Annotated in this window: 10 protein-coding genes; 2 read left to right on the top strand and 8 right to left on the bottom strand. The window is 67.7% G+C overall.

Translation table 11 applies throughout. From position 1 onward, the window contains the following. Positions 1 to 9 precede the first annotated feature (9 nt). The 3 genes from IFU40_RS13065 to IFU40_RS13055 all read right to left on the bottom strand — a co-directional run bounded on the left by IFU40_RS13065 (position 10) and on the right by IFU40_RS13055 (position 5,411). Positions 10 to 960: a hypothetical protein gene (locus IFU40_RS13065; protein WP_191926596.1), complete on the bottom strand. Its 951-nt coding sequence runs from the start codon at positions 958 to 960 to the stop codon at positions 10 to 12. 1,178 nt (positions 961 to 2,138) lie between these two features. Next, a complete protein-coding gene (locus IFU40_RS13060; protein ID WP_191926595.1) occupies positions 2,139 to 2,708 on the bottom strand; it encodes a hypothetical protein in 570 nt (189 codons plus the stop codon). 690 nt (positions 2,709 to 3,398) lie between these two features. Continuing rightward, positions 3,399 to 5,411 (bottom strand): S1 family peptidase, encoded by a 2,013-nt coding sequence (locus tag IFU40_RS13055; RefSeq protein WP_191926594.1) that lies wholly within the window; start codon positions 5,409 to 5,411, stop codon positions 3,399 to 3,401. Between the two features lie 173 nt (positions 5,412 to 5,584). On the opposite strand from IFU40_RS13055, the gene IFU40_RS13050 reads away from it, so the two are divergent. Next, on the top strand, positions 5,585 to 5,950 hold the full coding sequence (locus IFU40_RS13050; protein WP_055938363.1) for an META domain-containing protein: 366 nt from the start codon (positions 5,585 to 5,587) through the stop codon (positions 5,948 to 5,950). A gap of 154 nt (positions 5,951 to 6,104) precedes the next feature. Continuing rightward, a complete protein-coding gene (locus IFU40_RS13045) occupies positions 6,105 to 6,884 on the top strand; it encodes an HAD-IIB family hydrolase (protein WP_191926593.1) in 780 nt (259 codons plus the stop codon). 49 nt (positions 6,885 to 6,933) lie between these two features. Here the strand turns inward: IFU40_RS13045 and IFU40_RS13040 are convergent, their stop codons facing one another. The 5 genes from IFU40_RS13040 to IFU40_RS13020 all read right to left on the bottom strand — a co-directional run bounded on the left by IFU40_RS13040 (position 6,934) and on the right by IFU40_RS13020 (position 11,777). Further along, complete coding sequence (locus tag IFU40_RS13040; RefSeq protein WP_191916004.1) at positions 6,934 to 7,755, bottom strand: siderophore-interacting protein; 822 nt, start codon at positions 7,753 to 7,755, stop codon at positions 6,934 to 6,936. After that, positions 7,752 to 8,549, bottom strand: coding sequence for a FadR/GntR family transcriptional regulator (locus IFU40_RS13035; protein WP_082509519.1), 798 nt, complete (start codon positions 8,547 to 8,549; stop codon positions 7,752 to 7,754). The genes IFU40_RS13040 and IFU40_RS13035 overlap by 4 nt, the downstream gene beginning before the upstream one ends. Positions 8,550 to 8,613: 64 nt before the next feature. Continuing rightward, positions 8,614 to 9,642, bottom strand: coding sequence for a UDP-glucose 4-epimerase GalE (gene galE / locus IFU40_RS13030; RefSeq protein ID WP_191926592.1), 1,029 nt, complete (start codon positions 9,640 to 9,642; stop codon positions 8,614 to 8,616). Between the two features lie 49 nt (positions 9,643 to 9,691). Continuing rightward, a complete protein-coding gene (locus IFU40_RS13025; RefSeq protein ID WP_055838470.1) occupies positions 9,692 to 10,297 on the bottom strand; it encodes a thymidine kinase in 606 nt (201 codons plus the stop codon). A 7-nt stretch (positions 10,298 to 10,304) separates the two neighbouring features. Continuing rightward, positions 10,305 to 11,777 (bottom strand): malate:quinone oxidoreductase, encoded by a 1,473-nt coding sequence (locus IFU40_RS13020; RefSeq protein WP_055838473.1) that lies wholly within the window; start codon positions 11,775 to 11,777, stop codon positions 10,305 to 10,307. Positions 11,778 to 11,876: the final 99 nt, after the last annotated feature.

The following is an 11,876-nucleotide window of genomic DNA, read 5'->3' as shown; positions in this document are numbered from 1 at the left end:
GAAGGTCATTCACGCGCTGCGAGAAGATCGCGGGAATGGGTCGCCGACTGGCCAGCCCACCGGCAGGTCGAAGTGTTCGTGCGGGAGGACGGCGGGGTCGCTGTACTCCATGCCTTCAGGCGCTGCGCGCGCGACTCGCCAGTTCGGCAGCGGCGCAATCGCTTGAGCAGCGTACGGGTGCAGCCAGAAGGTCGGCGCATACCGAGCGACGCGGCTGTAGTGCATGCTTCCAGCAAGGAGAAGGCCGGCCACATGATCGTGAGCTGGTCGCCCAGGCCAGCCCCAGTAGCCCGGATCGGTGAGCACGGGCGTCGCCTCGGCATCGGGATCATCGATGTTGATTCGCCAGCCAACTCGACCATAGAGCGCCTGCTCCGTGTCCTCTTCATCGTGGAAGCCACTGCCGATATTGATCGCGATCACGAGCGGGTGGTTCAGTTTCCCGTACTTGGAGCCTTTCTCAGAAAGCGCATCGCGGAGCGGAGTGATGTCATCAACAAACGAGGCGGCGTCCGGGATGAAGGCGCCCAGCGCGCGCCGGACAGGGGTCATCCGTGCGTTCGCGGACCGTGGCATCGGACGAAAGAGGAGATGCCAGTCATGCCAGACCCACTCGAAGCGGCGCTCCGGACGCTCGTCACTCAGCGAGAAATCGCCTGCGTCGGGGTCGAGCGTCGACAGCCACGTTTCGAGTGCCCGGCGGAGGTTGGCCGTCGGCGGCGCCTGAGTGCCGACGCGGATCGGCGTTACTGCCAGATGGAACGCACCGCTGTCCGTGCCGTTCAACGAGTCGTAGACCGTCTGGAGCCTGGCTGCTGCACCGCGATCCTCTCCGTCGAACGTGCACCTCGCCTCGACGTAGTAGCACACGCTGTCCTTCGAAACAAGGAAGTCTGGACGAGTTGCAACGCCTTCAACGGCTGGCTCGATGTCGATCGCCCAACCATCGCGCCTATACATCTCGTATAGGTACAGTTCCCAGAAGGCCGATGTGAAGACTCGGTCATCGGATGATCGCAACCGTGCAGCTAACGCGACACGATCGTCGGCAGGGTATGCGGTGAGCCACTCATCGATGAGCGCTCGGCATTGATCCCAGACAGGACCCGCCACACGACGAAGGAAGGCGTAGGTGGACTCGGTGTGCCTAGACGGCGCCGAGTCCGTTCGTGCGCGCCTCCCGAAGACAGAGGTCGGGCGCCTCGGCGGTGAGGGATGATCCGAAGTCATGGTGCCCCTCACTATGCACGCACAGACCGGACTTGAGAAGACGCGGAAATCACAACAATCGGATTCAGTTCACGGCGCGGACCAGCACAAGATCAGCACCGCAACTAACTCAGCCTCGACCGTGCGTGGGCGGAGTTGGGTCCTCGCGAAGGTCCGCGAACACTGCGTCCACGCTGGGCCGAGCGGGCGGCGGCGGTGGCGAGGAGTACACGACCTGGGCGTGGTCTGACGCAGTGGACCCCGACCCCGAGCCGCGCCCAAGCCAGGAATCGATCCAGTCCTCCGGAGCCTCTTGACTCCCACGAGGTTTGCTGCCATTATCAGCTTCCTGACCGCATTGAGTAGAGGAGCCACCTTGCAACGGAGACCATGATGCGCCGTTTGACTGATCCCGGGAGATCCCCGGTCGGTCGGCGTTGGAGTTTCCCGTGCAAGATCCGCTCAGCCTCCTCGGCGAGGTTCTCCCCCACACCCCTTGGTTGGCTGCGCTCTTCGTCCTGCGCTCCGTCCTCATCCACCTGCGTGCACACCAATTCGTCACTGACTGGATCGACCGCGCGCGGCTCGCTTCAACCCTTCGTCGTCTGCGCAAGCACGGTGCGTCCGGCAAGGAACTACGCCGTGTCATCATCGCGGATCACGATGCGCGAGTAGGTCGGTCGCCCTAGCAGCACCGGCACGTAAGGGCACCCGAAGCGCTGGCGGACAACAAACCGTTTCCGGGATGTGCGCTCCGACTAGGAACCGCGTCGGTGACGCGGCTTATCGTGTTGGTCGGCATGAACCTGCTTGAAGTCCGGACTCACGTCGGGACGCGGCTTGGCAGGCTTCCCGTCAGTCATTCGTCGGCCTTGAAGCCCACGCCCGACTCGTCACCATGGGCGAGAGGCTTGAAATCGTCGGCTACGTCAGGCCGAGACGACGGCTTCGGATTGGACTGAGGTTTCGATTCGTTCTTGGTCATGCTGATCACTCCAAAGTGGACTTACGGCGTTAGCGGCGGCAACAAGTAGAGCGGTGACGAGACTGAGCAGCAGAAGCTTGAACCCACGCTTGGTCCACTTCATCCGCAACTCGTTCTGATCGTCGCGAAGCTCAACCTCATGAGCTTTCACTTCGAGTAGGTAGTCATCCAGTTCCGCCACGGATTTACTGGAGTCGACCCACCGGTTCACGATGCTTCGGGCGGAGGGCACGTCAAGCTTCCTAGGCCACAGGGCGACTGTCGAGACCACGACTGTCGCGATAGTCAGCCCAAAAGGGAGCAATCCGACAAGCCACGTATCGGTGGTGATGAGTTCGATCCCGGCTGCCGATGCGAGAACACCAGCGGCTACCACGATGAATGAAGCTTTTGTCTCAGTCTGTCGGGTGCGTTCGATGGCGGTCGCGCGGAGCACCTCTAGGTCCGCGTTTAACAGCCGGATTCGAGCGGCACGCTCCATCGCCTCTCGACGCGAACCGCACCACCTACTCATGGGCCAAGAGTAAGTGCGGCCTCCGACACCGCACGCGCGGCGCTCCGTGGCACCTTCCTGAACACGAGGCACTCCAGCACCGATCCGACATCGCAGGCACGGAGCCCTCGCTCCCTGCGAAGGCCGGCAAGAGCGTTTGTACGCTTCTTTACTGCTCTGACGTCTCCTCGATCGGCCCTGTTCACGAAGCTCAAGGGAGTGAAGCAGGCCTGCCGAGTACACGTCGAGGGTCTCGTGAGGCCCGGTGTCGACTTCGACAAGCTCGTACGCGCATTGCTCGCCTTCGTCGCGGACATGGTCGGGCGTGAGTGTGAGCGTAGTAGCCGACGACTCGCCGGGCACCGCCGCGTGCCCGAAGCTGCACACCAGCACCTCAGCACCTATGAGCTGCTTGCGCACGCATGCGTGGCTCACACCCAATGCCTCCGCGATTGAATCGGCCTGACTTTCGTTCCTATCGGGAGCCTTGTCCGGCCGTTGCCGGGTGGCCTGATTCCTGGTCAGCGTAATACGCCATTTCGACCTCGATCGGGGTGCGCATATCGAGCTCGCCGTGAGGAATGAACGTGCCCTCCGGGGGACCTTCGAGGACACGACGTCCGCGCGGCGACGGGAACGGCCCACGCGAACAAAGAGCACCCCCGGTACCTCCCGAAACGGGGAGGCACCGGGGGTGCTCTTCAGATGCGCTTAGCGGGTTGCGCGGCGCAGACGACGGTAACCGAAGGCACCGAAGCCACCGAGCAGGAGCGCGACAGCACCCCAGGCCAGCGGAGTCGGGTCGCCCATACCGGTCACGGCGAGGCCGCCGCCACCGTTGCCGTTGCCGTTACCGGGGTTGCCACCGGGGGCAGGGGTACCGGAGGGCGAGGGCGCCGGGGCGGGAGCCGCGGCGACCGAGAAGCTGACCGAAGCCGAGCTGGAGACGCTGTTGACCGTCTGGGTGGCGACGACCGCGTAGGCGCCTTCACCGAGAGCGTTCTTCAGCACGATCGACCACTTGCCGTCCTTGACGGTGGTCTCGCCGACCTTCGCGTCGTTGATCGTGACCGAGATCGCCGCACCGTTGACACCGGTGCCCGAGATCGAGGTGGGGATCGCCGCACCCGAGTACGAGGCACCGTCCTGGATGCCCGTGATGGTCGGAGCCGACGGGGCGACCGTGAACGACGAGGTGGCCTCGGCCGAGGTCTGGCCGTCGCGCGCCTGCGTGGCGGTGACGGAGTAGCTGCCGATGGCGAGGTCGGTGGTGACCGACCAGGTGCCGTCGGCGGCGACCTTGGCGCTGCCCTTCGCGTCACCCGCGAGGGTCACGGTGGCGCCGGCGAGGCCGGTGCCCGAGATCGAGGTGACCTCGTTCTCGACGGTCGAACCGTTGGCCGGGCTCGTGATGACCGGGGCCTCCGCCTTGACCTCGACCGACGCGTCGACCGAAGCCGACTTGTTGAAGCCGTTGACCGCGCGCAGCGAGAAGGAGAAGGTGCCGAGCTTGTCGGGAGCGGTGAAGCTCCAGTTGCCCGAACCGTCGACGGCCACGTCGAAGGTGTCGCCACCCTCGGGGGTGACCTTCAGGGTGGTGCCTGCGGGGGCGGTGCCCGAGATGGCGCCGCCGACGCCGACCGTGCCGCCATCGGCGGGGGTCGTCAGTGCGGGAGCGTCGACCTTCACGGCGACCGAGTAGCCGTCGGTGCGAGCCAGGCCGGCCTGCAGGTCGGCGGCCCAGAGGAAGGTACCGGTCTCGTTGCCACCGGAGACCACGCCGACAGCGGTCGTGCCCTGGAAGACGGCTCCACCGGAGTCGCCACCCTGAACGGTGTCGATGTCACCTTCGACGGCGAATCCGTAGACCCAACGCACGTCGTTCTCTTCGGCGACGCGCATCCAGCCCTCGACGCCGGTGACGTTACCGGTGGTGAGACCGGTCGTGCGGCCCGACTTGGAAGCCGGCTGGTTGACCTGCGCCGAGCCGATGGCGCGGACGTCGGTCGTCGACGCCGACAGGTCCTCGGACGAGGCCGTGGTCCAGTCGGTGATCTCGGGGAGGAGGTCGAGGTCGGTGTTGGTCACATCGATGGTGGCGATGTCGACCGACGAGGTGTCGCCCTCGGCGCCCGGGGTGTTGCCCGGTCCGCCGAACTGCGAGAACGCCAGGGTGCCGAGCGGCGCCTTGACGGCGATGTCGGCGTTGTTCTTGTCGCCGCCGCCGGCCGGGTCGCCCGAGGGGAGCGAGAGCAGGCTCTCGGTGAGGGAGCCGTCGGCGTTGCAGTGACCGGCGGTGATGACCGCGGGGTCACCCTGCGGCGTCCAGCCGGTGAAACCGACCGAGCAGAGGGCGACGGAGTTGCCACCGGCGGGGGAAAGGTATCCGGCGCCACCGACGAGGTCGTTGGTCGCGGCAGCCTTGATGGGGTCGATCTTCTTGACGACGACGTTCGACTTCGTGTCGACGAACGACTTGGCCTCACCCTGGAGGTCGGCTTCGTCGGCCGTGGTGTACACCACGACGTTGCCCGAGCCGTCCTTGGCGACGCCCTGCACCTGGTCGCTGCTCGTCATGAGCCGCTGCGCGGTGGCATCGAATTCGGGGCCCGTGGTGGGGGCGGTCGACTGGTCTTCACCGGCGAAGGCCACAGCAGGGGCCAGCAGACCGGACGCGGTGAGCGCGACGGCGGCCGATGCTCCGGCCCACCCCAAACGCTTCATGTTTCGTGTCATCGTCTCATCTCATGTGTTTGATGGAAAAACGCACAACGAGAAGGACGGGGATCGCTATTCGGGTCCCCACCCACCTCTCAGCGTCGCGGCCTACCCTACGACAACCTGATAGTTCTTTATGACTTTTTTTTCCGCATTCGTTCGTAAATGAGGAGACTCTCATGTTCCCCCGCATTCTCGCCCTCGCCGCAACTGCATTCGTCGGAATCGGAATGGTGTCCGGCGGCGGGCGGATCAATGGGTCCTCCCCCGCCGAAGAAGAGGGTCGCTGGAACGGGCACGGTTCCGAATTCCTCGAGTTCACCGACGGCGATCTGCGCGGCAGCGACGGCTGCAACGGGGTCGCGGGCTCCTACGTGCGCGACGGTGATGCGCTCGAGTTCCGGCGGGGGATGTCGACGATGAAGGCCTGCCTCGGTGTCGACACCTGGCTGCGGACCGCCGCCCGCGCGCGCGTCGACGGCGACACCATGACGGTGTTCGACCGTGACGGCACGCGCATCGGCACCCTGACCCGCGCGGCGTGAGACGCCGCAGCTCGCCGAGTCACCCACCTCGGCCGTCTCCGCGGCCGACGGGGCGAGCACACCCTCGCCCGTAGAATCGACGAGGCCGCGCACTCTGCGGGCCCGCGCCTCGCACGTCCGCGTGGCGACGACCACCGACCTCCTCAGGAGAACCGTGTCCGACGCCTCGCCCCGCCTCGTCGCCTTCGACCTCGACGACACCCTCGCCCCGTCGAAGTCCGCGATCGATCCGCGTATCGGCGACCTGCTCCTGGCTCTCGCCGAGCGCGTCGAGGTCGCGATCATCTCGGGTGGGCAGCTGCAGCAGTTCCGCAGCCAGGTCGTCGAGCGTCTGCCGCAGGCCGACCCGGCCCTTCTGGCGCACCTGCACCTCATGCCCACGTGCGGCACCCAGTACTACCGCCTGTCGACCGAGGGCATCGAGACCGTCTACGCCCACTCGCTCACCGATGACGAGAAGCAGCGCGCCCTGGCCGCCGTGAAGGAAGAGGCCGAGCGCCTGGGGCTGTGGGAGGCCGAGCCCTGGGGCGACATCCTCGAGGACCGGGGCTCGCAGATCACCTTCTCGGCGCTCGGACAGTCGGCTCCCCTCGACGCGAAGATGGCGTGGGACCCGACGGGCGAGAAGAAGAACGCCCTGCGCGAAGCCGTCGCCGCCCGCATCCCCGATCTCGAGGTGCGCTCGGGCGGGTCGACGTCCGTCGACATCACCCACCGCGGCATCGACAAGGCCTACGGCATGAACAAGCTCGCCGAGGCCACCGGCATCCCCCTCGGCGACATGCTCTTCGTCGGCGACCGCCTCGACCCCGACGGCAACGACTACCCCGTGCTGGCGATGGGCGTGGAGTGCCAGGCCGTGCACGGGTGGGAGGACACCGCCGCGTTCCTCGAGACGCTCGTGCCCACACTGCCGGAGCGCACCGGCGCCTGACTCCGCGACCGGCTCGGTGAGCCGGGCCGAGGCCGCGGCGATGCCCGTGTCAGAGGATCTGACCGATCGGCTCGCGCTTCTCGGCCTGGAACCGGTCCTCGGTCCGGCCGTAGGCCCAGTAGCCCGACAGCGAGACCTGATCGCGGGCGAGACCCCACCGGGTGAAGACGATGTCTCGCAGGGCCTTCATCGCCTCGCGCTCCCCGTGGGCGAACACCTGGCCCCGCCCCGGAAGCGGATGCCACGACCCCACCGCGTCGGCCAGCACCGCTGACGCACCCGCCTGCGCCGCGCCGCGGTACACCCAGTGCACCTCGACGCCGGCCGGGGCGACCAGCTCGACCTGCTCGTCGGCGTTCTGCACCTCGAGGAAGGCCGTGCCCACGGCATCCGGGGCGAGCGCCTCGAGACCGGCGGCGATCGCGGGGATGGCGGACTCGTCTCCGACGAACAGGTGCCAGGCGGCCGCCGGGTCGGGCGCATAGCCTCCCCCGGGTGACGACACCACCAGGCGGTCGCCGGGACGCGCAGACGCCGCCCAGGGGCCCGCGAGGCCCTCGTCACCGTGCACGACGAAGTCGATGGTGAGCTCGTCACCGTCGACCCGACGCACCGTGTAGGTGCGGGTGACCGGAAGATCCTCGGGGCTCAGCGTCTCGCGCAGCGCCGCCAGGTCGTACGGCGGCTCCAATCCCAGTTCCGCCTTGGCGAACGTGATCTTGACGTACTTGTCGGTGTGCGGGCTCTCTCGGAACGCGGCGAGGTCGTCGCCCCGTGCCCGCACGCGCACGAGGTGCGGCGTGAGCCGCTCCGTCGCGACGACGTGCAGAACGTGCTGGGGGCGCGGCGGGCGCGCGGGACGGTCGGTCATGAGGGGTCCTCTCTCGCGGGCATCGAGGCCCGGTCCACGGTCGCGGCGTCTCGCGCCGCTCCGGCGACGGCGGCGTCGCCGCGGTCGTCGGGACTCAGCGCGACCGCCACCTGGGCGTAGTAGTCGGCGATGTGCGCGCGCACGCTCTCGCGCGCCTGCGCGGCCTCGCCCGCCGAGACGGCGGCGACGATGCGGCGATGTTCGCCGCGCAACCGGGCGGCGGTGGCGGGCCAGTCGCTCAGTCGCGCGGCCCCCGCCTGCGTGTACGACTCGATGGAGCTCCGGAGCCCCGCCATCATCGCCGAGACGACCGCGTTGCCGGACACCTCGGCGAGCGCCTGGTGGAAGCGCGCGTCGAGGGCGAGGAACTCGACCGGGTCGAGGTCGGCGGCATCCATGGCATCCAAGATGCCGGTCACCTCGGTGAGGTCGGCGTCGCCCCGGGCGAGGCGCTCGGCGACGTCGCACTCGAGCACCACGCGGGTGCGCACGACGTCGGCCAGTGGGAAGCCGTTGGCGGCCACCTGCAGGCGCAGGAACGCCCCCAGTCCCCCACGCGGTGTGGTGACGATCATCGCCCCCGCGTTCGGTCCCGAGCCGGTGGCCGTGCGGACGACGCCCAGCACCTCGAGCACACGGATGGCCTCGCGCACGCTGGAGCGTCCCACCCCGAGCTGGGCAGCGAGTTCGCGCTCGGGCGTCAACCGATCACCGGCGGCGAGGCGTCCGTCGCGCAGGTCGGCCTCGATGCGCTCCAGGACGACCTGCCAGGCGCGCGGTGCGGTGTCCGGCATGGCATCCCCCGTTCGACCGGCCGAGGCGGCGTGGCCGGACCACCCCACCTTACGTGTGCCCTCTTCAGGAGGCGTCGGCGCTCGCGTAGCCCGCCGGATTGGTCGTCTGCCAGTTCCAGTAGTCGCGGCACGCGTCGTCGATCGAGAAGCGCGTGCGCCACCCCAGGACGTCGGCGGCCTTCGTCGGGTCGCAGTACGTCGCGGCGACGTCGCCGGGACGACGGTCGAGCATCTTCTTCGGCAGATCATGGCCGACGGCCTTCTCGAACGACGCGACGAGTTCGAGCACGCTCACGGGGCGACCGGTACCGAGGTTGAACACCTGGTGACCGGGCTGCGCCTGCTCGAGGGCGGCGACATGGCCCTCGGCCAGGTCGACGACGTGGATGTAGTCGCGCAGGCCCGTGCCGTCGGGGGTGTCGTAGTCGGAGCCGAAGACGCCGATCTCGTCGAGCGTTCCGATCGCGACGCGCGAGACGAACGGCATCAGGTTGTTCGGGATGCCGGCGGGGTCTTCGCCGATCAGGCCCGACGGGTGCGCCCCCACGGGGTTGAAGTAGCGCAGCACCGTGACGTTGAGCTCGGGGTTCACGCGCGCCACGTCGGCGAGCACGACCTCGTTCATACGCTTGGACTTGCTGTACGCGTTCGACAGGTCGACGCTCGTGGTGGACTCCTCGGTGAACGGCAGGTCGGCCGGGTCGGAGTACACCGTGCCGGTGCTCGAGAACACGAACGAGCGGATGCCGTGGGCGATACCGGCGCGCAGCAGGGCGAAGGTCGTGTCGAGGTTGTTGGAGTAGTACTCCAGGGGCTTCTGCGTGGACTCCCCCACCGCCTTGAACGCCGCCAGGTGGATGATCGCGTCGATCGGGCCGTGCTCGTCGAAGACGGCCGACACGACGGCGTCGTCGGCGGCGTCGCCCACCACGAGCGGCGCCGGCTTGCCGGTGATGCGCTCGACGCGCTCAGCGGCGACGGCGTGCGTGCCCGACAGATCGTCGAGGAGGACGACGTCGTGCCCGGCTTCGAGAAGGGCTACGGCCGTGTGGGTTCCGATATAACCGGCACCGCCGGCCAGGAGTACGCGCATGACCCCAGGCTATCGCCCGGCGCCCGCGGCCCTCGCAGCGGGGCGCCCGTCAGCGGCCGTCGAGCCGCCCGCCCGACTCGCGCAGGTAGCACACGGCGCACATCGACTCGTAGGTGACCTCGCCCGCGATCTGGCCCTCGTCGATCGCGACCTGATCGCCGTCGAACACGAACCGACCGCCGACCAGCCGCGCGTTGAAGATCGCCTTGCGACCGCACCGGCAGATGGTCTTGAGCTCTTCGAGGCTGTGGGCGATCTCCATGAGCCGCGCAGACCCCGGGAACGCCTCGGTGCGGAAGTCGGTGCGGATGCCGTAGGCGAGCACCGGGATGCCGTCGAGCACCGCGATGCGCAACAGGTCGTCGACCTGCGCGGGGGTGAAGAACTGCGCCTCGTCGACCAGCAGGCACGCCACCGGGGCGTGCCCCGCCGCGCTCTGGAACACGGCGCGGAGGTCGTCGTCGGGAGCGACCAGGAAGTCGACCGGGCGATTCACGCCGAGCCGACTATCGATCTGGTCGGCACCCTTGGTGTCGATCTCGGGCTTGGCCAGGAGCACGCGCTGGCCGCGCTCCTCATAGTTGTACGCCGCCTGCAGCAGGGCCGTCGACTTGCCCGAATTCATCGCCCCGTAGCGGAAGTACAGCTTCGCCACGACGACCTCAGGCGTTGATCTTGAGCGCCTGGGCCGTGGCATCCAGCTCTGTGCGGGCGGCCTCGGGACGCGTGTTGAGCGTCTCGCCGTAGCTGGGGATCAGCGTGCGCAGACGCGGCTCCCACTCGGCCATGCGCTCGGGGAAGCACGTCTTGATGAGTCCCAGCATGATCGACACGGCGGTCGAGGCTCCCGGCGAGGCGCCGAGCAGTCCCGCGATCGAGCGGTCTTCGGCGGTGATGACCTCGGTGCCGAACTGCAGCACGCCGCCCTTGTCCTTGTCGCGCTTCATGACCTGGGCGCGCTGACCGGCATCGAGGAGCTCCCAGTCCTCGTCCTTCGCGGTGGGCATGAACTCGCGGAGGCTGTCGACCTTCTTCGCGTGCGTTTTCACCAGCTCGCTCACGAGGTACTTGATGAGACCGGGGTTGTCGACGGCCACCTTGAGCATCGGCAGCAGGTTGTGCGGACGCACCTGCGTGACGATGTCGAGCATCGAGCCGTTCTTGAGGAACTTGGGGCTGAAGGTCGCGAACGGGCCGAACAGCAGAGCCGATTCCCCGTCGACGACGCGGGTGTCGAGGTGGGGCACCGACATGGGCGGTGCGCCGACCGACGCCTGCGAGTAGACCTTGGCCTGGTGCTGGGCGACGATGCCGGGGTCGGAGGTCTTCAGCCACTGTCCGCCGATCGGGAAGACGCCGTAGCCCTTGATCTCGGGGATGCCCGAACGCTGCAACAGCTTGAGCGCCCAGCCACCGGCCCCCACGAAGACGAACTTCGCGTTGATCGATCCGGGCGTACCGCCGATGACGTGGCGGTACGAGACCTGCCACGACCCGTCCTTCTGTTTCTTGAGCTTCTTGACGTCGTGGTTCGTGGCGACGTCGACGCCCTTCTCGCGCAGGTTCGTGAACAGCTGGCGCGTGAGCGAGCCGAAGTCGACGTCGGTTCCGGCGGGGACCCGCGTGGCGGCGAAGGGCTCGCCCTTGCGACGCTTCTGCATGAGCAACGGGGCCCACTGGTTGATGACGCGGGAGTCCTCGCTGTACTCGATGCCCGCGAACAGGGGCTGCAGCTTGAGCACCTCGTAGCGCTTGCGCAGGAACGCGACGTCTTTCTCGCCGCGGACGAAGGTCATGTGCGGGGTGGCGTTGATGAACGTCGACGGCTCGTCCAGCACGCCTTCGGCCACCAGCGAGGCCCACAGCTGACGACTCTGCTGGAACTGCTCGTTGATGGCGACGGCCTTGGCCGGGTCCATCGAGCCGTCCTTGCCCTCGGGCATGTAGTTCAGCTCGCACAGCGCCGCGTGTCCGGTGCCCGCGTTGTTCCAGGCGTTGGAGCTCTCCTGCGCGACGTCGCTCAAGCGCTCCAGCACAGCGATCTTCAGATCGGGCTGGAGGTCTTTCAGCAGCGTGCCGAGAGTGGCGGACATGATGCCGCCACCGATGAGGAGAACATCGACGTTTTCAGTCACCCGACGATTCTAGGTGCGCGCCGAGAGGTGTCTCGACATCGAGAGATCGGTCGGTTCGATGTCGAGACAACCCCCGGGTAACGGCATCCGGATGCCGAG

Origin of the sequence: Microbacterium sp. CFBP 13617, from assembly GCF_014839445.1 — a bacterium.
In the GTDB taxonomy this organism is placed as follows: Bacteria; Actinomycetota; Actinomycetes; order Actinomycetales; family Microbacteriaceae; genus Microbacterium.
Note: the sequence above shows the minus strand (reverse complement) of the source record. Positions and strands in the feature narration are given on the sequence as shown.

What these genes read in the sequence shown, in the direction of transcription:
- IFU40_RS13065 (WP_191926596.1), bottom strand. Translation starts at nt 960, where the DNA reads ATGTATAGGCGCGATGGTTGGGCGATCGACATCGAGCCAGCCGTTGAA.
- IFU40_RS13060 (WP_191926595.1), bottom strand. Translation starts at nt 2,708, where the DNA reads ATGAGTAGGTGGTGCGGTTCGCGTCGAGAGGCGATGGAGCGTGCCGCT.
- IFU40_RS13055 (WP_191926594.1), bottom strand. Translation starts at nt 5,411, where the DNA reads ATGAAGCGTTTGGGGTGGGCCGGAGCATCGGCCGCCGTCGCGCTCACC.
- IFU40_RS13050 (WP_055938363.1), top strand. Translation starts at nt 5,585, where the DNA reads ATGTTCCCCCGCATTCTCGCCCTCGCCGCAACTGCATTCGTCGGAATC.
- IFU40_RS13040 (WP_191916004.1), bottom strand. Translation starts at nt 7,755, where the DNA reads ATGACCGACCGTCCCGCGCGCCCGCCGCGCCCCCAGCACGTTCTGCAC.
- IFU40_RS13035 (WP_082509519.1), bottom strand. Translation starts at nt 8,549, where the DNA reads ATGCCGGACACCGCACCGCGCGCCTGGCAGGTCGTCCTGGAGCGCATC.
- galE (WP_191926592.1), bottom strand. Translation starts at nt 9,642, where the DNA reads ATGCGCGTACTCCTGGCCGGCGGTGCCGGTTATATCGGAACCCACACG.